Genomic DNA, 22057 nt, shown 5'->3' with positions numbered 1-22057 from the left:
GGAGCAGCGCAACGGACGTGCGGTGAGAAAAGGCAATATTATTGCCAAGCAGTACGCCGGCAACAAGGTGGACTGCTATATCTATGCGGTGGAGAAGTCACTGGACAGCTACAAGTTCAACCTGCTGCAAAACAAGCAGGTGTTCATCAACCAGCTCAAAAGCCGCAATCTGGCCGCCCGTACCATTGACGAGGGGGCGATTGACGAAAACGGAGGCGGCAGTTTCAGCGAATACGTAGCCATCCTTTCAGGCAACGACGACCTGCTGGAAAAGGCGAAGCTGGACAAGAAACTGGCGGTCCTCGAAAGCGAGAGGCAGGCATTCCACCGTAACAAGGGAAACGCGAAAGGCAAGCTGAATGAAAGGACTTCGGGAATAGAAAAAAACAATGCCTTTATCGGGCGTTTCACCAGGGACTGGGAATATTTCAACAAGGTGGCCCCCGCAGATGCGAAAACCGGACTCCGTCCCAATCCCCTGAAACTGGACGGTGTGGACTCGAACAATATCGAGGTACTCGGCAACCGGCTTGCCGCAATCAACCGGAATGCCCGGACGGAGGATGACTATATGAAAATCGGGACCCTGTTCGATTTCCGTATCCTTGTCCGTACCGAAAGGACCTGTGAGGGGGACATGCAGGCTTTGCAGAACAAGTTCATGGTCGAGGGGCTGGACGGCATCAAATATACCTACAACAACGGTTATATTGCCAAAGACCCGAAACTGGCCGTCACGAACTTCATCAATGCGCTGGAACGCATTCCCGCCATGATAGAGAAACGGGAGAAGGAGAACGCGGAGCTGTCGAAGGACATCCCGGTCCTTCAGGAGATTGTGGCGGCCTCATGGCCCAAGGATGCGGAAATCAAGCGGCTGAATGAAGAGCTTGCCACGCTGAACCGGAAAATACAGCTTACCATAAAGCCGGCAGGCGGGCATGAAAACGGAACGGATGACGGACCGGAACAGTCACAGAAAGCGAGGCACGTCCCCCCAATGAAAATTGCCGCCCCGTCAAACGGGCTGAAAAAAATATCCTAAGTTTCCCGCGGCACATTGCGGCAACCCCGGAAGCTGCGCTTCCGCAGTCTGCCGCAAAGAGCCGCTTTTCAGGAAAGGACAAAGGTATGGCCGGCATCCGGATAAATCCGGCCTGCCGGCCATACCCTTGTCTGTAAAGGGAAGAAAGCCATTCCGTCATTCCTCTTCCTCAAAGGAAAGGCTCTCCACCTGTCTGTTAATAACCTTCCAGTCAATGGAATCCTTCAGATTGATTATATCCACAATCGAATAATGCCTGGTCCCGTTCTCCTCTTCTGCAAAACGCAGACGCCCGCTCAGACGCTGTTTCTCAATCTCTGCCGGGTCGAGGTTTATCAGCTCACAAACCTCATCGGGCAGCATGGAGAGTTCGACACTGTTGTCCTCGCAGATATGTTGCAGCACGGCCAGCATGTTGAGGGACTTCTTGTAACTTCTCACGAGTGCGGCGAACAAGCCGCTTTCAACCTTAATCATCTTTCTCATAACCTTTTATTTTTAAAGTGTTCTTCTTTTTCCAGCAGCATGGCACGCAGCACGTCCGAACGGCGGTAGTAAATCTTCCCCTTGTCACGGTGGAAAGGCAACGAACCGTCATTGCGGCGTCTAAGAAGTGTCCTGTCGGACATCTTGGTAAGCAGGCGCACGCCTTTTGAATCCAGTATCTCGCTGTCGGGCAAGTTATGTATGGCAGGAGCCAATAACTTCTCAATGCTGGTTACTTTGGCGAGTATGGCACTGAGCATGTGGGTCATCTGCCCACCCGGTGCAGTTCTTCTGTTGTTCATAATGACCTTGTTTTTATTGTTTACGGTGCAATATTACGGAGATATTATAAGGCCGTTGGTTACTCAACCGTTGAGCAACCGCCAAAAAAAGACAGGAAACGACAAAATGAAATAAAAGAATGGCCAGAAACAATTTCCGGCCATTCTTAAAGAAGCAAATATTTAATATTGCGTTTATTATTAGATAATACAATAAATACCTACAAAAGTAATCACTATAAATTTAAGAAACACCTATATTTACATTGGAATTCTTAATGCAAGGTAATATCGTTCTCTATTCTCAAAATTTTATTAAACACCCAAAGTAGGCGAACACGAAGAATATTAATCACTATATCTATCAATAGCTTCTTTATAAATATTCTCGCTTATATCTTTGAACTAAGTTTATTTCACCTCATTTTAAACACCTAAATAAATATCTACACATCATCTACTGAAACTTATTCAGAATATTCCCCCATCTCACCTCACTACAAAATATAGAATTTATACAGGATAATTTTCACTAATCTTCTTAATTATCAAATCTCGCTTGAAAAAAGAAATTATACCATTCACAAAGTACATGTGATTATACCAATTTACACAAACTGTGGTAACAAGCCAATATATTATATGACCCAAATATTCATACCAAGTTATTGGACTGGGATTCACATATTTTATCCCCAACCAATAGACTACAGTAACAATAATAGCGTATGCCACTCCCCATACTCTCATTTTCATAAGTTTGTTTTCAATACATTTATCCTCCAATTGGGCTTTTAAAGAATTGTTTTCACTAGATAATATCTCATTCTTTTCTGAAGTTTCGAGATAAATATCTTCATTCTTTGTAGCTCGATTGATATATTCTAACAACGCCGGAGATGACAATGTTAATAATCTATCAGCTTCATTCCGATCAATTTCACCTTCTGACATTCTAATACATAACTTGGCAATAGATGCTTCACTTATATTATTTTCTATTTGTAATCTTGCAATTCTATCTTGTATTTTGCAAATAACCTTATGAGACGGATAATGTTCAGAACGGTATTTAATCACATTAGCAGAAAGACTTGTCATTGCAAGCATACTTTTGCTATTTCCAATAGAAAGAGACGGATTTGCAAGCCATAGTAACACAAGCAAATCAGAAGCAGTAATGCTAATTCTCTGCCAGACAGGTAGGCTCTTTTCTTTCCTATTAACAGAATAGGAGTTGTTTAAAAACCAACAGTTCACATCGTTAAATTCTGCTATAATTTTATCTTTTCGTTTATACGCAACATATTCCTGAGCTAATAAATCATTAAAAGCACTTTCTCTATTTCCACGAATATTGGTGAGAGTCTGCAAATCTTTTGATTTACCCGTCTTTTCATAAAGTGCTCGAATATTCTGGTTGTATACAATAGAAATTCCTTTTTCTGAAAGATCGTTCTTCAGATTATCCTTGCATGCTTCTAGAAAAGAGCGATCCAGACCGCGTCTACCACATGCAGAAAGTATATCAGCAACATCCAATGTTGCAAATAAATCTTTAGACTTAAACTGTCTGACTTTACTAGATAATAAAATACGAATCTGTTCTACTGTTGTTTCAAGGATTGAGTAACGGAATCCCATCGCAATAGTCAAGTCGTATAATTGTTTACAAGCAGCATAAGATTCTTCAGTATTAAGTTCAATTAAACTGATATAAAAATTGGTATCAACTAATAATTCTGTATCAATAATACGATCTTTTATTTTAAATTTAAAATAAGAGGAAATAATTCCACCAAGATAAATGCTACAAATGATATCGAAATAAAAGTCTTTCTTTTTTATTCTATCATAAACATACTTTGAAACGTGATATGATTGATTATAGATGGCAGTGGACTGATCGTTAAAGATTCGATTCTTTTGATCTTGAATAAAAGTCACAAGCTCTTCAAAATCGTAAGGTACATTGCGTCCCTTACAATAGATTTTGTAGTTGTTTGCTAGTTTTTTTATTAGTTTTTTTTGGTTTTGATAATCTTCAGTAATCGTAGATGTACATTCTGAATCAATAATAAACGAATGATCACTATTTAGAGTAAAACTACCTCCCGAATATTTGCAAACCTGTGGCATTAAGGTAATAATCACAGGAATTGGTATTTCTATTTGAAAATTCTCTCTTACAGAATCGAAAATCTCAGAATAGTCTTTACCCATTATTGCTGTCCCCTTCTTCCGTAACATCCTATTTAGAGTTTCCTTAATTAATGGAACGAAAAGTTGTGTAAGACTTTCGTTACATTCACTGCCATACGTATCTCTTATAAAAGATAGTAATGAATATGTAGCTAAAAGGTTTTCATTCACCATAATTGATTCACTAATATTTTTTGTAGCAATATTTGCTTAACGGTGTATTTTATTTTTTATCTCTGACACATGAGTCTTTCAATTTAAGAGCTTACATCTCGGCTTCTATCACTGTGTATCATTCATACAAGCAACTAATATAGGCTCATAAATAGTTCTTTTACATATAAGAAGAGCAGCAACCTCATGAAAAGCAAGCGTAATAGATACTTGAACCTTAACCTATTTTTTACTGTGCTTTGTCCTTGCTCTATGGAAAAGACCTTGTTTGCAAAAGTAATTAAAATTTGGCAGAAACAAATAGAGAAATGATTGATTTTCAGTTTGCATATAGCAAAATATTAAAAAGGTAAAAAACACTTGTTTTTTATTATGACACTGGAATAGTAATTTCTTCAATTAAAAACACATATGAATATATTTGTTTACAATTCAACTATTCCCTATCTTTGTATACAAAATTATTTATTTTTATGCAAAACTGTATAACTTAAAGCAAGGCTTTGGTAACTAAATCGTTACCTATATTTTCAACATTTATATACAGTGCTAAAATTCCAAGTTATATTAAATCACATAGCTTCATACGCTTAAAATACTCTTCATAAATTATGGATAATAGAACCCAATTAGAAATAGAAACCTATGAATTATGGAATTCTTTCAAAGATGAAGTTTATCACAAAAATAGATTCTTCATCACTCATCCATTGCTTGAAATATTAAAAAAATACATTTCAGAGCATACACTCAATATTAAAATTAATACAATATATTATAGAGCTCGTATCATTGATGAAAAGGCCCTCAAAGATCATTCTTTAAAAATATTCTGTAATAAGAACAATAATCATAGTGGATATTTTAATGAATCCAATCGATTTAGAGGTCTTGTTAAAGAAGCATCATTTATTCCTCCCAATCATAATTTTGTTCGGGACGGGCGAGCCAACCCTAAATTTATCCGGTATTTATATATGGCAGAAAGCCCCGTTACTGCCATATTCGAAGTGCGTCCATTACTTACCGATAATATAAATCTTGCTGAAATAACCGTAAAAGAAAATTTAACTCTAGCAGATTTGGTCATCGATTACAGAATTCCAGATAGAGCAAAATCCAAAGAACAATTAATATTATCATACATTCAAGGCGCATTCTCATTTCCTACCAATAATCCAGATGACTATATCCCATCTCAAATTATCTCTGAATATATTAAGAGTTTAGGATATGACGGAATTCGCTTTAGCAGTTCACTCCACAATGATGGAATCAATTTAACCATATATAATTACAAAAAATGCGAGCCTATATCATCTCGTGAAATAAAAATTGAAAATATAAAGTTAGATGCTAGAGACAAAATTGGAAGTGATTTTGATCATCGACTATTGAGAATACGTAATAATGAAGTTGAGTTCATCGACTATTTAGGAAAATATAAAATATCAGAATAATTTCACATCAATCTGAAATACTCAGTAAATCAGAAAAATCAACCTACCAATTTATACTCAAAGCATTGTTAGTTAGTTGGTATTCATTTTTTTTGTAGTAATCTAATTGAAAACACCCCAAAAACTATACATATATATTTTACTATATATACTCTATTATACCCATAAACAAGTGGGCAATTCTTTTACAAATTTCTTTCATTATCATAGGATACAAATATTCAATATTCTACTGTTATAATTTTAATAGACTAATGCAAATGAGAACATAACCTGATCTTTAATATAATACTTCCTTTTTAATGAGCTTTCAACACAGCAACCAAGCTATAAGACTTTCATGGTTGCTGAGTCGACTGATATTATATCGTAGCAAGCTGTTGGTTCTCTCAAAGTAATTATTCTAAACACCATACAACCAAAATAGAATAATTACATCAAAAAATCCTTATTACTTTCTCAGTCATAGAGTATAGTTGAAATAAAGAAACGATTGTATTTCAACTTTATATACACAAATAGCACTTTTCTCATCTTTTTATCAATCTACTTATTAAAAGTCAACCTTTATTTGTGATACCTCACGTATTATTGTACGATCTAACACACGCGCATAATGACGAGTCATCTGAACATTGGTATGTCCTAACATCTTAGCAACGCTCTCTATCGAGACACCATTGGCCAAGGCAAAAGTGGCAAAAGTATGACGCGCAACATGAGTGGTCAATGTTTTTTTAATACCACAAATATCAGCCAGTTCCTTGAGGTACGCGTTCATTTTTTGATTACAAAGCACCGGAAAAAGTACACCATGTTTCCTGCAATATTCATTGGTGGAATACTTCTCCAATATCTTTAACGGTATTTCCATCAATGGAATGTTGCACATGATTTTGGTCTTCTGTCTCCCCTTTCGTATCCACCTGACACCATTCGAGTCCTCCACAATATGCTCCTTTCTCAATCCGTGAATATCCGAAAAGGCCAAACCAGTGAAACAACAGAACACAAAAATATCCCGCACCTGACTCAGCCGTGGAATATCAATCTCCTTTGAAATCAGTTTTCGGATTTCCGAATCTTCCAAGAAGTCCGGCTCCACCTTATCCAACGAGAACCTGATTTCCAAAAACGGATCATTCTTCATCCATCCCTTGGCCAAAGCGATACGGATAATCTTCTTGAAGTTCTTCAGATACTTGGTGGCTGTATTATGACAACACTTTTTCGAGGTTTTAAGCCAGAACTCGTAATCCTCAACAAACTGGCGGGAAACTTCATCCAAAAGAATATCTTTCTTATGATATGTCTCCCAGACAAAATCCTGAGTATGCTTCAAGGATGTCTCATAACGCTGCACGGTTGCAGGCGCCATGTCCGTACCGGACAATTGGGCGCATTTATCATTATGTTCACGGAAAACCTCAAACAGAGTACGTTGTACGGGGGCATCCTTACCCAAAAAACGCTCCAGGACACTGCCGGCAGAAACCGCTACACCTTCTATTTCCAGTTCACGCTGTATTTTCATTATCCTCAAACGGATAGAATCAAGATACAGATTTAGTTCCTTGTACTCACGCTTCTTTTCCAGAGCCTTTCCTTTTGCCACACTCCAAAATTCCGGAAGAATTGTTTTCTTCACTGAAGCGTCAACCCGGACTCCATTCACTGTAATTCTCATCATTATCGGAGCCTCACCGTTCCGATTCAATTTCGTCCTACGAATGTAGAACAATAGACAAAATGTTGTTCTTTCCATCTTACTTGTTTTTAATCACAAAACTAAATTTCCAAGAGCAACAAGTCAAGATGCAAAATACTGATAAACAATGAATTATTTACTTAATAGGTGTACCTGACATTGAAAGCAAACAGGTACACCGAATAGTACACCGAAAGAATGCTTTGATATGCTTATTTTTGCTATGCACCAAAAACAAAAAATCCCCGTAAAGTATTAATTTACAGGGATTTTCTTTGTTTTGCAATTCTTTCCAGCGGAGAGACAGGGATTCGAACCCCGGGTACCTCGCAGTACAACGGTTTTCAAGACCGCCGCAATCGACCACTCTGCCACCTCTCCAAAACTCCTTTATCAGAAGTGCTTTCCGTTGAAAGCGTTGCAAAGGTACGACTTTATTTTAAATATGCAATACCTTTAGACCAGAAAAATTAAAGATTTTATTATATTTGCACTCTCAACCGAATAAAAGCGTATGAAACTAAAGTGTTTTTTCTTACTGTTATTGCTTTGGATACCCTTTTGTGTACAAGCGCAAAAGCGACCGGTCGTACTTGAGAAGCAGCTGGAAATCATCAGAAAAGAACCTGATAACGGGGATGCGCTAAAGTTTCTATGCCAATATTATTTAAATAAAGGGGATTATTCCAAAACCATCACTTATGCCGAGATTATGAAAAACGTAGCGGACAAGACCAAAAAGCCTTTACTCCAACTCTATTCATATATCTACCAAGCACAAGCACAAATGATGAGCGGACGGGAAAAAACAGCCAAAAAGAACTTGAATCTTTCCCTTGAACTGGCAACCAAACTGAATAATGACTCAGCCCTTTGTTCTGTTTATGGCAATCTCGGACTCTATTCGGCAAATATTGAAACCGACTACTACCGTGCCATACGATGGCTTTATAAAGGTATCCAATTGGCACAACAAAATAATTTCCAACAACAATACGCTTTGCTTCTGGGCAATTTGGCAAATATCTACTATCTCAAAAAAGATACAGCCGGCACCAAATATGCATTAGAGTGTTATGAATTGGGACACAGCATGCGTAATCCATACGTCATTTATTCCGGTGCTGTAAATTCCGCCTATATGTATTTTCTGATGAAGCAGAACGAGGAGGCAATGAAATATATCCATGAAGCCGAAACACTGATGCTGGAAAATGACTTCTACGATCAGGCCCATACCTACAATCTCTTTGGCAACATATTATATGATATGGGCGAATATGCCCAAGCTTTGGAATATTACAAAAAGGCCATGAAAGACAAACAGGCGGCACAAACGTCCTCCATAGTCTATGCTCATCTGGGATATGCACGTGTACTGATGCACCAAAACAAACAAACAGAAGCTATTTTATTGTTAAAACAAGGTATTGCTATCTCTTATGCACGCGCCAACGCCATACATCGCAATGAACTATATGAAAATCTGTCCACCTGTTATGAACAATTACACCAATATCATAACGCACTGAACTATTACAAAATATTCCGTTTGGAGAACGACAGTCTTTTCAACAAGGATAAAGAAAGAGATTTAAGTGAAATGCGATTCAAATACGACTCTGAGCGGCAGGAAAATTTGATAAAACAAAGCAAACTGGATGTAATGCGGAAAGAACAGCGCATACAGCAACAGACTTTCATTCTTATCATCATTGTAATCGTTTTAGGGTTACTTTATTACCTCTACCGCCGTAAAAACAAACTTTATTTAAGTATTGTCAAGCAAAACCAGGAAGCAATCAAAAGAGAAACGGAACTGAACCGCCGTATAAAAGAACTGGAGACCAGTGCACCTTCCATGAGTTCCGCTTCCGAGAAGTATGCATCTTCCTCACTGACCGATGAGAAAAGCCTAGAACTTTTCCGTACATTGGAACGTATCATGAGAGAAGAAAAAATTTACAAAGATAATTTTATAACAAAAGACAAAGTGGCGGATATTCTGGGAACCAACCGCACCTATTTATCACGTATCATCAATGAACAGTCCAAATTATCCTTCACCCATTATGTAAACCGTTTCCGCATTGAAGAAGCTATCCGCCTGTTGTCCGACCCCAATAATGAAACTCCGCTGAAAGCTATTTCAGCGGAATTGGGATTCAACTCCATCTCCACCTTTTATAATCTTTTCCAGTCCTCAGTGGGAATGACACCCTCCCAATATAGAAACAAAGTAATGGAACTCCAAAAAGGGCAATAGACTATCTATTTGCTCTTTTTTTTATTCTGAAAACGGCAATTGCCGATATTTATATAGGTACAGAAGGGTATATCTAAGATATTATCCCTTACTTTGCGATACGAATATTAATCCAAATTAAAATACACGTAATGAAAAAGAAGTTTTTTTTAAGTTGCCTCTTGATCGTTATGGCACTGCTTCCTGCAGTTGCCCAGATTCAAGATCCGGTACAATTCAAGACCGAGTTAAAGACGATTTCCGACACGGAAGCACAAATAGTATTCACTGGCAAAATTGATGCCGGATGGCATGTATATTCTACAGACCTTCCTTCGGGCGGTCCTATTTCCGCCACATTCAATGTAGATAAGAAAGAAGGTGTGGAACTAGTAGGAGAACTCACCCCACAAGGTAAAGAAATTGAAAACTTCGACAAGGTGTTTGAAATGAAATTACGTTACTTTGAAAACACCGCCATTTTTATTCAGAAACTAAAGATAACCGGTGCCACTTACATGATAGAAGGTTACATGGAATTCGGTGCCTGCAACGATGAAAACTGCCTGCCTCCTACTGAGGTTCCGTTCTCTTTCTCCGGAAAAGGAGTTGCCGCTGCCACTACAGCCAAGACTACTGAACCCGCAGAAACAGCCCCGACGGAAGTTCCAGTAACGGAAACACCCGCTACAACTACCGCAACAGATAGTGCCACAACTGCCGCCCTGATCGGCAATGACAAGGCCGTACAGGATTATTGGACTCCGGTTATCCAAGAGCTGAACGCATTCGGTGAAACAACATCACAACAAGACCGTTCATGGATCTACATCTTCTTTGCCGGATTTATCGGTGGATTGCTTGCCTTATTCACTCCCTGTGTATGGCCCATCATCCCGATGACAGTAAGTTTCTTCTTAAAACGCAGCAAAGACAAAAAGAAAGGAATCCGTGACGCATGGACTTATGGTGCATCCATCGTAGTGATCTACGTATTATTAGGCCTTGCCATAACCTTGATATTCGGTGCCAGTGCCTTGAACGCACTTTCCACGAATGCTGTCTTTAACATTTTCTTCTGCTTGATGCTGATTGTGTTCGCCGCCTCTTTCTTCGGAGCATTCGAACTGACTCTCCCCTCCAAATGGAGCAACGCGGTAGACAGCAAAGCGGAGCAGACCAGTGGCTTGTTAAGCATCTTCCTGATGGCGTTCACACTGTCGTTGGTTTCATTCTCATGCACAGGTCCCATCATCGGCTTTTTATTAGTAGAAGTTTCTACGACAGGCAGTGTGGTCGCCCCTGCTATCGGCATGTTAGGGTTTGCTCTTGCATTAGCATTACCGTTCACACTGTTTGCCATGTTCCCATCATGGTTGAAATCCATGCCTAAATCCGGTGGCTGGATGAATGTTATCAAAGTAGTATTAGGTTTCCTTGAACTCGCATTTGCTTTGAAATTCCTGTCGGTTGCCGACCTGGCATACGGATGGGGAATTCTAGACCGTGAGACATTCCTTGCTTTGTGGATCGTGATCTTCGCTTTGTTAGGCTTCTATCTGCTGGGCAAGATCAAATTCCCCCACGATGACGATGATGACAAAGTAGGTGTCGCCCGTTTCTTTATGGCTCTGATCTCACTGGCATTCGCAGTATATATGGTACCCGGCTTATGGGGGGCTCCTTTGAAAGCTGTCAGCGCGTTCGCTCCTCCTATGAATACACAAGACTTCAACTTATATACCAACGAAGTACATGCTCAGTTTGATGACTACGATGCCGGTATGGAATATGCAAAACGCACCGGAAAACCGGTAATGCTCGACTTTACAGGCTACGGATGTGTAAACTGCCGTAAAATGGAAGCTGCTGTATGGACCGACCCGAAAGTAAACAAACTGATGACCGAAGACTATGTACTGATTACTTTGTTCGTTGATAACAAAACCCCACTGCCCGAGCACATTAAAGTGATGGAGAACGGCAAGGAACGTACACTACGCACGATCGGTGATAAATGGAGCTACCTGCAACGCTCTAAATTCGGTGCCAACGCACAACCTTTCTACGTATTGATTGACAATGAGGGAAAACCATTGAATAAATCATACTCATACGATGAGGATATAGACAAATATGTCGATTTCCTTCAGACAGGATTACAAAACTATAAAAAATAACCAAAGTGTGTCAAAAGCCGGAGGGGAGTCAAAACTAAGTAAACCTATCACAAAAAGACAAAACAGATGATCGTTTTATTCAAGTTTTGACACACCTCCAAAAAGACTTTTGCAAGACCCCTTAATAATATATCTACTATGATCGCTAAACCAGAAAGAGAGCAAATCATTGCCCTTATAAATCGCGAGGTAGTTCCGGCTATCGGATGCACAGAACCCATAGCTGTAGCTCTTTGTGTAGCAAAAGCAACTGAAACGCTAGGTAAAAGACCTGAAAAGATCAAAGCCTTACTCAGCGCCAATATTCTAAAAAATGCCATGGGAGTAGGCATCCCGGGGACAGGAATGATTGGACTACCTATCGCCATCGCCTTAGGTGCATTGATCGGGAAATCCGAATATCAGCTGGAAGTCTTAAAAGACAGTACCCCTGAAGCCGTAGAAGAGGGTAAGAAACTGATTGATTCCCAAGCCATCTCTATCGGGCTGAAAGAGGATATAGAAGAAAAACTATACATCGAAATTAGCTGTGAGGCTGACGGTGATAAAGCTACGGCCATCATTGCTTGCGGACATACCAATTTTGTATATGTGGCCCTCAACAGCCAAGTCTTACTAAACAAACAGACTAGCTCCACCTGCAATGAAGATGCCATAGAGCCGGAGCTGAACTTACGGAAAGTGTACGATTTCGCCACCACCACACCGCTGGATGAAATCCGTTTTATCCTTGAAACCAAACGCTTGAACAAAGCGGCAGCCGAACGGTCTTTCAAAGGGAACTACGGTCACGAATTAGGCAAGATTCTGAAAAGCAGCAAAAGCGAAGAACAACTATTGGGAAGTAACACATTTACCCATATCCTTTCTTACACCTCGGCAGCTTGTGACGCACGTATGGCGGGAGCCATGATTCCTGTCATGAGCAACTCGGGAAGTGGAAACCAAGGAATTACAGCCACCCTGCCGGTAGTGGTTTATGCCGAGGACAACCATAAATCAGAAGAGGAATTGATCCGTGCGCTGACACTCAGTCACCTGACAGTGATCTACATCAAACAAAGTCTGGGACGTCTGTCTGCATTATGTGGCTGTGTAGTAGCGGCAACTGGCTCCAGTTGTGGTATCACTTACTTGATGGGAGGCACTTACGAACAAATCACTTTTGCCGTACAGAATATGATTGCCAACCTGACAGGTATGATTTGTGACGGGGCCAAGCCCAGTTGTGCTCTGAAATTGAGCAGTGGTGTCTCTACTGCCGTATTTTCAGCCATACTGGCGATGGAACACAAGTGCGTATCATCGGTGGAAGGCATCATTGATGATGATGTGGACCGCAGCATCCGCAACCTGACCAGAATCGGCTCACAGGGCATGAATGAGACCGACAAGCTGGTATTGGATATCATGACACATAAACAATGTGACTAAAGATATAGATAGAGACAAGAGAGTCAAAAAAACGAATCAGGCACAGATTGCACAAGCACCCGTGTCTGATTCGTTTTCTTACTCCACTAACATATCTTTATATTGGGTATGCCGGGTAAAGAATATTTTCGCAAAAGAGCAAGTAGGACGTATTTTAAACCCTCCGACCGAAGCGTATCTCACAGCAGCCTCAGTCAAAGCCTGAGCTATTCCCTGCCCTTCCAGTTGTGGAGGGACTATTGTATGAAGGATATCTAGAACTCCGTTCTTTTCGTCATATTGCAAATAGGCGATTTGTCCCGATTCAAATACTTCAAAACGGTTTACTTTCTCGTCATGTATAACTGTATGTTCCATTTTATAATGATTTTAATGTACGACTATTATGAATAAAAACAATAATAGAATGGAATTGTTTTTACTCACAGACGAAATCTACCACAGAACACATGTCGGTTGACGAGGTTCCGATATAGACTTTAAACCTTCCAGAAACAACCGGTATCACCATAAAACTTCAAATCATCCATAGTTATAGAAGAAGTAATCACCTTTTCCTCCGGATCGGAAAATCATCCGTCCTCCTTACATTGATAAGCCGAAGGCAACATTCCAAATTCCTCCTTGAAATATTTACTGAAATACTTCGGATTATTAAAACCCACCTGATAGGCTATTTCTGAAATATTCTGTTGACTTTCACGGAGCAACCAGGCAGCCCGTTTCAAGCGGATAACACGAATAAACTCGATAGGAGTCTTACCGGTAACAGCCAATAACTTCTTATACAAATGAACACGGCTCATCCCCAATTCCCTGCTTAACTCTTCTACAGACAAATCACTGCGTGCCATATTTTCCTCCACATACTTCACAGCATGATCTATCAGTTTTTCATCCATCGAAGTAATGGCCACCTCACGCGCAATGGGATCAATAAGAACATGATCCCGAAGCGAATTCAATTTCTCTTCCGCATCCAAAGAGAATGACGCAGTCCCCTTCCTTCCGCCAGAAACAGCAGTCACGGCCTCCGGCAATTCCTCCGGTGGAACAATCTGAGTTATTATCTCATTATCCTCCCCTTCAACCAATTGAATCACCGTTGCCCTTTGTGGAGCAATTGTTGAGATTGTTTCTATATTTCTTTCTTCCACAATTTCTTCCGCATTATCGGATTCCAATCTTCGGATATCCTCCTCCAACCCCTCTATCGTTATTATATGATTTGATTCTTCTTCCGGCTCCGCCCCGGCATCAGGCGCCGCATGAGGCTCCGGAACTTGAAGTGTGGATACGTCTTCTACGAGGCTGCCTGCTACTTGTGCCTGTTCCGCCTCCGCTGGTTTACTACCGGAACATTTTACCGGAATGTGGACAACAAAGACACAACCTGCAGGAACATTGTCCATAACTTTCACCGTACCACCATGAAGCTTGACAAAATCACGTGCAATGGTCAGACCTATTCCGCTACCAGAAAGCTCTATGTCCGGATTATCCACTTGATAAAAACGTTCAAAAACCCGTTCTTTGTCTTCCTCGCTGATACCGACACCTGTATCGGCCACTCTGACCTCCAGCATTTCCTGAGATTCCTGTCCTTCCGCCAAACCGACAAACACGTCCACTCTTCCACCACTGCGGGTGAATTTAAAAGCATTAGGGAACAAATAGCGTCCCAACAACAATACAGCAACCGCCAAACATCCGTAAATAACATACGCCCAAACAGAAAGCCAGAAAGGAGGATAGACAACAATCTTTAATGAAGCTTCTTCACCCCCGCCATATCCGTCACCATTTATCGCTTTCACTTTCAGCATATAGGTTCCGGGGGACAGATTGGTATAGGTTACTTCGCCATAGGCAGTGGTCAACCAACCATCATTGAAACCTTCCAGTTTATAGACATATTCCGTTTTCTCCGGCAAGATATAGTTGTCAGAAGCAAACTGCACGCTGAACATATTCTGCTCATAGCTCAATTTTATCTGATCCACCTTATTCAAGACCTTATCCAAAATAATTCTGCCTTCATATTCCTTGCCCACCTTTACTTCTTCATTGAACAAGAACAAGCGGGTAAACATCACCTTGGGACATTTTTTATTGTATTTAATATCATCCGGCCGGAAGCGATTAACACCATACAACCCTCCCATAACAATTTCTCCAGAAGACAGTTTTTTGATGGAACGCTGATTGAACCCACAATTCTGCAAACCATCTTTGTCATCATAAATATAATTACGAAAAGTATAACCTCCTGTTTTTGAATCTTCCGCAGGGATAATATTAGTAATTCCACGTGCAGTAGTCACCCATATATTTTTATGATCATCTTCCACTATTCCGGAAATGACAGGACTGGAAACTCCCTGCTCCACTCCTAATACAATCAGCTCATCCATTTGGGGATTATAAACATTCAGTCCCTTACGTGTGCCAATCCATAGCAATCCGCGACTATCTTCATACACCTGACTTATATGCTGGTCAGAAAAATATTCCTTACCGGATTTAGTACCTTTCAGACTAGCCACCTTTTTAGTCTCAAGATCCAGTTCCGAAAGCCCCTGATCTGTACCAATCCACAAAGAGCCTTCTTTCCCCATGCACAATGAAAAAACATCATCGGAAAGCAGACCGGCCGAACTTGTATTATAAGTGGTAAACAAACCGGTCTTAAGATCCAGGCTCTGTACTCCTCCACCCAATGTGCCTATCCATATAGTCCCCTGTTTGTCTTCAGCCAAAGCGCATACATGATTGTGAGCTAAAGAATTTTGTTGTTCCGGCATATTTTTCTTATAACGAGTAACACGCCCGTTATCATAACAAATCAACCCTTTTACCAAAGTGCCCATCCAGAGTTTACCATCATCAGTTTTCAAGATGCAGACAATGGCATCAGTGATGAGTTTATCCGTAGTATTCTGCGGGAAAGCACTCCGGCTGCCGGTTGCGGAATTCCAATAAATTACACCTGCATCGTTAGTCCCCAACCACACACAACCTTCTTTGTCCTCTTCAATGCAATTAATATTTCCTATGTGCTCTATCCCAAATTTAAAAGTACTCTCATTAAAATAAGAAACTCCTTTTTTATAAGTTCCCACCCACATCGTTTCACTGGAATCCTCGTATAGAGCCATCACTGTATTGTCTTGCAGGCTACGCTCATCATCCGTCTTGTTCAGCAAATGCCTCACTTCACCTGTTTTCTTATCCAATATATCAATACCCTCCTGATCCTTTCCTATCCATATACGCCCCTGCTTATCCTGTGCCACAGCGCGAACCCTATTACACGACCGGTACTTAGTCATATCCGCCAGCTGGGACAGCCACTTCTTTTGCTTTGGATTATAAACCCACATTCCAAACGGACTGTACATCCATATATCATTATCCCGGTCTACAAACAGAGTGAAGATTCCCTGTTTTTCAATTCCCAATTCCCTGGTCAGATCATCCTGCTGCCATTTAATCTTATTCGTCTGGGAATCCAGACAAACAAGCCTGCCGGTATTATATACCAACAAGACTCCCTCCCCACATTCCTGAATGTCCGTAATATCACCTTCCGGCAACTGATGAGTCCCGAACCAAAGCGGATATAACAATTGTGATTCCGGCATGTAAAGACAGCAACCTTTTCCTTTTATATAGAACCACATATTTTTATAATGGTCTATATGCACCAGAGCAGGAGTTCCATCAATACCAGCTTCCCATAACCATTCATGCACATCCCTGTTGAACGTTTCCGACTCCGGGCTATAAATGGCGTAACCTGCACCGGTAAGAATCCATAAGTTTCCTTTATAATCTTCTTGTATGCTTTCGACATAGTTATCAGGCAAAGAAGCAGGATCAGCATTATAGCTACGGAACAGAGTCATCCGATCCCCGTCATACCGATTCAGTCCGGAAGCTGTAGCAAACCACATAAATCCCTCGGAATCTTTAAATATATCAAGTATTTGATTGTTTGACAGACCCTCTTTCACCTCCAAATGTTTAAACATGAACCCGCTTGCATTCATCAGACAGGAAAAGCATAATAATGTAATGATCAAACAATGTTTTCTTATTCTCATAGATTTTAAAGGCTTATTATTTTTATTCCAATGCAAATGAAACAAAAAGCTTGATAACAGACAAGCTAATATCTGCTTTTTTATCATTCGATACCCATAATATGTTTCATTTTTCCTATTTTTGCAATCGAAATGAAGGCATTAACGGATACACAATACATACGGCAGCTTGTCTCGGAGGGAGAACACTGTCATCAGGATTTTAAGTTCGAGATTTCGGATGCACGAAAAATAGCCCGCAGTCTTTCCGCATTCGCCAATACCGAGGGTGGCAGGCTGTTAATAGGGGTAAAGGATAATGGCAAAATAGCCGGAGTCCGCTCTGACGAAGAAATATATATGATAGAAGCGGCGGCAACCATGTATTGCCAGCCCAAGGTGGAACTGGAAACGAGGACTTATCAGGTAGAAGGAAAGACCGTATTGGAAGTACGAATCAACAAGGCGGCCTCCAAGCCTGTATATGCCATGGATGAAACCAATAAGCCATGGGCCTACATCCGCATCAAAGATGAAAACATATTGGCCACTCCCGTCCATCTGAGAATGTGGCAACACAGTAAAAAGCCAGAAGGAGTACTTGTAGCATTTACTGAAAGAGAGCAACGGTTACTGGATATCTTGAAAGAAAAAGAAAACCTTTCATTGAACCAATGTTGCAAACTTTGCCGGTTAAATCGCAAGACTGCTTGTGAACTATTAGCGGACTTTATCCGTTTTGGTCTGGTGGAACCTGTTTTCCACGGACATAAATTCTACTTTAAATTAAACAAGGAATAAATAAAATGGATATACTGACCCAATTTACCGGCATTGTGAATGATGTACTTTGGACTTACGTTCTGGTTATCATGCTGTTGGGATGTGCATTTTGGTTTACTCTTAAAACAAAATGCGTACAATTCCGCATGATAGGCGAAATGGTACGTTTGCTAGGTGATTCTACCGGCAAGGCGGAAGGTCGCGAACATCACATTTCCTCTTTTCAAGCTTTTGCTGTCTCCATAGCCAGCCGCGTGGGGACAGGCAATTTGGCAGGAGTCGCCACGGCTATTACTTTGGGTGGTCCGGGTGCGGTTTTCTGGATGTGGGTAATCGCTCTTTTGGGTGCCAGCAGCGCTTTTATTGAGTCCACGCTGGCCCAATTATATAAAGTACACGGACATAATTCTTTTGTTGGCGGTCCGGCTTACTACATGAAAAAAGGATTAAAACAGCCGTGGATGGGAATCTTGTTTGCATTTATGCTTATCTTCACTTTCGGATTCGCTTTTAATTCCGTACAAAGTAATACCATTTGCGCCGCCTTCGAGGAAGCATTCAATATATCTCCCACCTTAATGGGAGCGATACTGACCTTGCTCACATTAGCCATCATCTTCGGAGGTATTCAGCGTATCGCTAAAGTTAGTAGCGTTATTGTTCCTGTCATGGCATTGGGATATATCTTTTTAGCCCTTTTCATCGTAATTATGAACGTAAAGCATTTACCGGAAGTTATTGAATTGATTATAGCGAATGCCTTCGGTTGGGAACAGGCATTAGGCGGAGGTACAGGCATAGCATTAATGCAAGGAATCAAACGCGGATTGTTCAGCAACGAAGCCGGTATGGGTTCCGCGCCTAATGTGGCGGCAAGTGCCGATGTCACTCATCCTGTAAAACAAGGGTTAATTCAAGCATTGGGAGTCTTTACCGATACGCTTGTTATATGCACCTGCACGGCTTTCATCATTCTTTTTAGCGGATTGGCCTCTACCGGAGAAGCCAACGGAATAAAACTTACCCAAATGGCGCTGAATAATGAAATAGGCAATATCGGGACTATTTATGTAGCGGTGGCGATTCTGTTTTTCGCCTATAGCAGCATCTTAGGAAATTATTATTACGGTGAAGCCAATGTTCGTTACATTACCCGTCAGAAATGGGCCCTTCCCGTTTATCGTGTATCAGTGGGAGGCATGGTTATGTTCGGAGCATTGGCCAGTCTGGATCTGGCATGGAGTCTGGCCGATATGGCAATGGGATTTATGACCATCTGCAACCTGATAGCCATAACCTTACTAGGAAAATACGCATTCCGTCTATTGGAAGACTACCGGATTCAGAAACGCAACGGTATCAAGAATCCTGTTTTTACCAAAGGCCAAATGAAGGACATTGAAAATGATTTGGAATGCTGGTAACACAAAGCAATCATACCAAAATCCGGCATCAACCATTCTATAATCATGATAAATAGTGAAACAAAAGAAATTTAATCAAAAATGTTTCAGTTTTTATCGTTATCTTTGCAAGCAAGAAAACAATATAATTAAGAGCACAATGAGCATATTTTCAAAATTATTCGGTAAAAAACAGACGGAAGAAGAAGAAACAAGCCGTGTAGGCGGTATGGAGGACTTCATGACACTGATCCGTGTATATTATCAGTCTGTAATGGCCTGCAACATAGGTATAACCAATATTAATTTTCTGCCGGATATGGCAGTTTTCAAGCGTACCCTCAAAATACCGACTCAGAACAACAAGTTGGGAATTGCTGAAAAATCACGCTGTAAAAAGATGTTGGCAGAACTTTATGGTTTGAGTGACGACTTCTTTAAAGAAATTGACGGCTCTATAAAAAAGAACTGCAAGAATGTGAATGACGTCAAAACTTATCTTTTTATGTTCCAGGGATTCAGCAATGACTTGATGATGCTGATAGGCAATTTGATGCAATGGAAATTCCGCATGCCCAGCGTGATGAAGAAAATGTTGCGCAACATGACCGAGAAGACAATTCATGACATCATGACCAAGTCCGACTGGAAAGACGAAAGCGTGCACAAGACCTGCGTTGCCATTCGTAAATACAAACAAACCTTGGGATATTCTGAAAGTTGGATGACGGAATATGTCTATAACATCGTATTACTGGCTAAAAAAGAGCCAAAGCCGAAAGAATAAACCACCAAAGCTTTTATGAACTCCTTATTAAATATAGAAGAACATCCATTGGAGCCTTTTTTGCCGGCTAACGCCAAACTACTGATGTTAGGCAGTTTCCCTCCGCAGAAGAAACGATGGAGTATGGACTTTTTTTACCCCAATCTGCAAAATGACATGTGGCGTATCTTTGGAATAATCTTTTTCCAAAACAAGGAGCATTTCATGAACCCTGACAAGAAGGTGTTTGACAAGGAACGTATTATTGACTTTTTACATAAGAAAGGTATCGCACTTTATGATACCGCCTCAGCCATCCGCCGTTTACAGGACAATGCCTCAGACAAATTTCTGGAAGTTGTAGAACAGACAGATATCAGTTTGCTGCTGAAACAAATTCCAATGTGCAAGGCAATTGTAACCACTGGACAAAAAGCGACGGATATCATTCGCGAACAAATAAAAGTGAAAGAACCCGCTGTAGGAACCAGTGAACCTTTCGAGTTCGAAGACCGGATAATGCGACTATACAGAATGCCTTCTTCAAGCCGGGCCTACCCGTTGGCACTGGAAAAAAAGTCGGATGCTTACCGTTTCATGTTCAATGAGTTAGGTCTACTAGACGAATAAAGAACAATATTTTTTCATAAATAGGTTTGTATATTCAAAATATTACACTACCTTTGCAGCCGCAAACACGGGAGTAGCTCAGTTGGTAGAGCACCGGTCTCCAAAACCGGGTGTCGGGAGTTCGAGCCTCTCCTCCCGTGCAAAAAGAAAAGTCATTCAATGCTACGGCATCCAATGACTTTTCTTTTTTTATATCTTCTGCTTTCCTAAGGAATTTGCAATAGTTTATGAGTCTGCAAGCTCAACCGCCATTCGGGATGCTGCAAAATGTAAGCAATCACTTCACCGGTATTAGAGCAAGAACAAGGCTGCAGGAAATAATGACCGGCAGGCAGATCCAGATAAGGGGAAACATCTTGCCCCACATAAACCACCTTTACCTCATCCATACGGTCTAATTTTAGTTCCGCCCCTTCTTTAGGGGAGCAAGTGACCCAATCTATATTTTCGGGCAACAGGCAAGTGCCGTTTGTTTCAATACAAACATACTTCCCTTCCTGATGCAAGGCGTCAACCAATCTTTCATCAATCCACAATCCGGGCTCACCACCAGTCAATATCACAACCCGGGCCGGATACTTTATCACTTCCCTCACAATATCCTCATCGCTCATCCATGTTCCCTCCTCATGCCGGGTATCGCAAAAAGAACATTTCAAATTGCATCCGGAGAAACGCACAAAAACAGCAGGCATACCGGTATGGTAACCTTCCCCCTGCAAACTATAAAATATTTCATTAATCTTTCTCATAGATAACGGTATTTCCTTCCGACTCACGGACTTCAACTTTGAAACAAGCAGGGACCTGCTCACATACCCAGCGCGCAATATTTTCTGCTGTAGGATTAAAAGGAACGACTTCATTTAAATTCTGATGATCCAAACGCCCCATCACAGCTTCCTTGATATGCGTAAAATCCACCACCATACCATCCTCATTCAACACTTCGGAACGGCAATAGACGGTAATAATCCAATTGTGACCGTGCAAATTCTCACATTTACTTTCATACGACAGCTTCAAGCTATGAGAAGCTGAAATTTCCATTCGTTTAATTACTGTATACATAACATTCAATTATAAATAAGAAAGAATTCACACCTGATGTCACCTCGGTGTTACAGAGCACAAAGATACACCATAAAAAAAGAATAATATAAAAAGGACACAGC

The 22057-nt window shown here is 40.7% G+C and carries 17 protein-coding genes and 2 tRNA genes; 10 read left to right on the top strand and 9 right to left on the bottom strand.

Translation table 11 applies throughout. The features are described 5' to 3' along the window. Positions 1–22: 22 nt before the first annotated feature. Positions 23–1045 (top strand): hypothetical protein, encoded by a 1023-nt coding sequence (locus ACYQ0C_RS05530; RefSeq protein ID WP_016278517.1) that lies wholly within the window; start codon positions 23–25, stop codon positions 1043–1045. 156 nt (positions 1046–1201) lie between these two features. Here ACYQ0C_RS05530 and ACYQ0C_RS05525 read toward each other — a convergent pair whose 3' ends face one another. From ACYQ0C_RS05525 to ACYQ0C_RS05515, 3 genes are all read right to left on the bottom strand, one after another. Next, positions 1202–1531: a hypothetical protein gene (locus tag ACYQ0C_RS05525; protein WP_016278516.1), complete on the bottom strand. Its 330-nt coding sequence runs from the start codon at positions 1529–1531 to the stop codon at positions 1202–1204. Continuing rightward, entirely contained in the window at positions 1528–1833 is a 306-nt protein-coding gene (locus ACYQ0C_RS05520) for a MerR family transcriptional regulator (RefSeq protein ID WP_016278515.1), read from the bottom strand. The genes ACYQ0C_RS05525 and ACYQ0C_RS05520 overlap by 4 nt, the downstream gene beginning before the upstream one ends. A 492-nt stretch (positions 1834–2325) precedes the next feature. Then, positions 2326–4188, bottom strand: a complete 1863-nt coding sequence (locus ACYQ0C_RS05515; protein WP_016278514.1) for a hypothetical protein — start codon at positions 4186–4188, stop codon at positions 2326–2328. 611 nt (positions 4189–4799) lie between these two features. Here ACYQ0C_RS05515 and ACYQ0C_RS05510 point away from each other — a divergent pair. Continuing rightward, the gene (locus ACYQ0C_RS05510; RefSeq protein WP_016278513.1) at positions 4800–5648 is read left to right on the top strand and encodes an RES family NAD+ phosphorylase; all 849 of its coding nucleotides are present in this window, start codon (positions 4800–4802) and stop codon (positions 5646–5648) included. Positions 5649–6201: 553 nt separating this feature from the next. On the opposite strand, the gene ACYQ0C_RS05505 is transcribed toward ACYQ0C_RS05510, so the two are convergent. Together ACYQ0C_RS05505 and ACYQ0C_RS05500 are read right to left on the bottom strand one after the other, a co-directional pair. Continuing rightward, positions 6202–7413: a site-specific integrase gene (locus ACYQ0C_RS05505; RefSeq protein WP_016278512.1), complete on the bottom strand. Its 1212-nt coding sequence runs from the start codon at positions 7411–7413 to the stop codon at positions 6202–6204. A 239-nt stretch (positions 7414–7652) separates the two neighbouring features. Beyond that, a tRNA-Ser gene (locus ACYQ0C_RS05500) sits at positions 7653–7737 on the bottom strand. Positions 7738–7870: 133 nt separating this feature from the next. Between ACYQ0C_RS05500 and ACYQ0C_RS05495 the strand changes: the two genes are divergently transcribed. The 3 genes from ACYQ0C_RS05495 (at position 7871) to ACYQ0C_RS05485 (ending at position 13215) form a co-directional block, all read left to right on the top strand. Next, on the top strand, positions 7871–9622 hold the full coding sequence (locus tag ACYQ0C_RS05495) for an AraC family transcriptional regulator (RefSeq protein WP_016278511.1): 1752 nt from the start codon (positions 7871–7873) through the stop codon (positions 9620–9622). Positions 9623–9753: 131 nt separating this feature from the next. Further along, entirely contained in the window at positions 9754–11781 is a 2028-nt protein-coding gene (locus ACYQ0C_RS05490) for a protein-disulfide reductase DsbD family protein (RefSeq protein WP_016278510.1), read from the top strand. Positions 11782–11919: 138 nt separating this feature from the next. Next, positions 11920–13215: an L-cysteine desulfidase family protein gene (locus ACYQ0C_RS05485; protein WP_016278509.1), complete on the top strand. Its 1296-nt coding sequence runs from the start codon at positions 11920–11922 to the stop codon at positions 13213–13215. Positions 13216–13293: 78 nt separating this feature from the next. Here ACYQ0C_RS05485 and ACYQ0C_RS05480 read toward each other — a convergent pair whose 3' ends face one another. Both ACYQ0C_RS05480 and ACYQ0C_RS05475 read right to left on the bottom strand, forming a co-directional pair. Next, entirely contained in the window at positions 13294–13572 is a 279-nt protein-coding gene (locus tag ACYQ0C_RS05480; protein ID WP_016278508.1) for a GNAT family N-acetyltransferase, read from the bottom strand. A gap of 215 nt (positions 13573–13787) precedes the next feature. Further along, on the bottom strand, positions 13788–17321 hold the full coding sequence (locus ACYQ0C_RS05475) for a two-component regulator propeller domain-containing protein (protein ID WP_016278507.1): 3534 nt from the start codon (positions 17319–17321) through the stop codon (positions 13788–13790). 132 nt (positions 17322–17453) lie between these two features. Between ACYQ0C_RS05475 and ACYQ0C_RS05470 the strand changes: the two genes are divergently transcribed. The 5 genes from ACYQ0C_RS05470 (at position 17454) to ACYQ0C_RS05450 (ending at position 21022) form a co-directional block, all read left to right on the top strand. Continuing rightward, positions 17454–18101 (top strand): AlbA family DNA-binding domain-containing protein, encoded by a 648-nt coding sequence (locus ACYQ0C_RS05470; RefSeq protein WP_016278506.1) that lies wholly within the window; start codon positions 17454–17456, stop codon positions 18099–18101. Positions 18102–18106: 5 nt separating this feature from the next. Beyond that, positions 18107–19507 (top strand): alanine/glycine:cation symporter family protein, encoded by a 1401-nt coding sequence (locus ACYQ0C_RS05465; RefSeq protein WP_016278505.1) that lies wholly within the window; start codon positions 18107–18109, stop codon positions 19505–19507. 139 nt (positions 19508–19646) lie between these two features. Further along, positions 19647–20273: a hypothetical protein gene (locus ACYQ0C_RS05460; protein WP_016278504.1), complete on the top strand. Its 627-nt coding sequence runs from the start codon at positions 19647–19649 to the stop codon at positions 20271–20273. Between the two features lie 15 nt (positions 20274–20288). Next, a complete protein-coding gene (locus tag ACYQ0C_RS05455; RefSeq protein WP_016278503.1) occupies positions 20289–20882 on the top strand; it encodes a uracil-DNA glycosylase family protein in 594 nt (197 codons plus the stop codon). 67 nt (positions 20883–20949) lie between these two features. After that, positions 20950–21022, top strand: a tRNA-Trp gene (locus ACYQ0C_RS05450). Positions 21023–21088: 66 nt separating this feature from the next. Here the strand turns inward: ACYQ0C_RS05450 and ACYQ0C_RS05445 are convergent. Together ACYQ0C_RS05445 and queD are read right to left on the bottom strand one after the other, a co-directional pair. Further along, positions 21089–21634: a 7-carboxy-7-deazaguanine synthase QueE gene (locus tag ACYQ0C_RS05445; RefSeq protein ID WP_016278502.1), complete on the bottom strand. Its 546-nt coding sequence runs from the start codon at positions 21632–21634 to the stop codon at positions 21089–21091. Next, positions 21621–21953: a 6-carboxytetrahydropterin synthase QueD gene (queD, locus tag ACYQ0C_RS05440; RefSeq protein ID WP_025018251.1), complete on the bottom strand. Its 333-nt coding sequence runs from the start codon at positions 21951–21953 to the stop codon at positions 21621–21623. The genes ACYQ0C_RS05445 and queD overlap by 14 nt, the downstream gene beginning before the upstream one ends. Positions 21954–22057 lie beyond the last annotated feature (104 nt).

This window comes from Phocaeicola sartorii JCM 17136 = DSM 21941, from assembly GCF_054653615.1.
This window is presented reverse-complemented; position numbering and strand designations above follow the sequence as displayed.

What these genes read in the sequence shown, in the direction of transcription:
- ACYQ0C_RS05525 (WP_016278516.1), bottom strand. Translation starts at nt 1,531, where the DNA reads ATGAGAAAGATGATTAAGGTTGAAAGCGGCTTGTTCGCCGCACTCGTG.
- ACYQ0C_RS05520 (WP_016278515.1), bottom strand. Translation starts at nt 1,833, where the DNA reads ATGAACAACAGAAGAACTGCACCGGGTGGGCAGATGACCCACATGCTC.
- ACYQ0C_RS05515 (WP_016278514.1), bottom strand. Translation starts at nt 4,188, where the DNA reads ATGGTGAATGAAAACCTTTTAGCTACATATTCATTACTATCTTTTATA.
- ACYQ0C_RS05510 (WP_016278513.1), top strand. Translation starts at nt 4,800, where the DNA reads ATGGATAATAGAACCCAATTAGAAATAGAAACCTATGAATTATGGAAT.
- ACYQ0C_RS05505 (WP_016278512.1), bottom strand. Translation starts at nt 7,413, where the DNA reads ATGGAAAGAACAACATTTTGTCTATTGTTCTACATTCGTAGGACGAAA.
- ACYQ0C_RS05495 (WP_016278511.1), top strand. Translation starts at nt 7,871, where the DNA reads ATGAAACTAAAGTGTTTTTTCTTACTGTTATTGCTTTGGATACCCTTT.
- ACYQ0C_RS05490 (WP_016278510.1), top strand. Translation starts at nt 9,754, where the DNA reads ATGAAAAAGAAGTTTTTTTTAAGTTGCCTCTTGATCGTTATGGCACTG.
- ACYQ0C_RS05485 (WP_016278509.1), top strand. Translation starts at nt 11,920, where the DNA reads ATGATCGCTAAACCAGAAAGAGAGCAAATCATTGCCCTTATAAATCGC.
- ACYQ0C_RS05480 (WP_016278508.1), bottom strand. Translation starts at nt 13,572, where the DNA reads ATGGAACATACAGTTATACATGACGAGAAAGTAAACCGTTTTGAAGTA.
- ACYQ0C_RS05475 (WP_016278507.1), bottom strand. Translation starts at nt 17,321, where the DNA reads ATGAGAATAAGAAAACATTGTTTGATCATTACATTATTATGCTTTTCC.
- ACYQ0C_RS05470 (WP_016278506.1), top strand. Translation starts at nt 17,454, where the DNA reads ATGAAGGCATTAACGGATACACAATACATACGGCAGCTTGTCTCGGAG.
- ACYQ0C_RS05465 (WP_016278505.1), top strand. Translation starts at nt 18,107, where the DNA reads ATGGATATACTGACCCAATTTACCGGCATTGTGAATGATGTACTTTGG.
- ACYQ0C_RS05460 (WP_016278504.1), top strand. Translation starts at nt 19,647, where the DNA reads ATGAGCATATTTTCAAAATTATTCGGTAAAAAACAGACGGAAGAAGAA.
- ACYQ0C_RS05455 (WP_016278503.1), top strand. Translation starts at nt 20,289, where the DNA reads ATGAACTCCTTATTAAATATAGAAGAACATCCATTGGAGCCTTTTTTG.
- ACYQ0C_RS05445 (WP_016278502.1), bottom strand. Translation starts at nt 21,634, where the DNA reads ATGAGAAAGATTAATGAAATATTTTATAGTTTGCAGGGGGAAGGTTAC.
- queD (WP_025018251.1), bottom strand. Translation starts at nt 21,953, where the DNA reads ATGTATACAGTAATTAAACGAATGGAAATTTCAGCTTCTCATAGCTTG.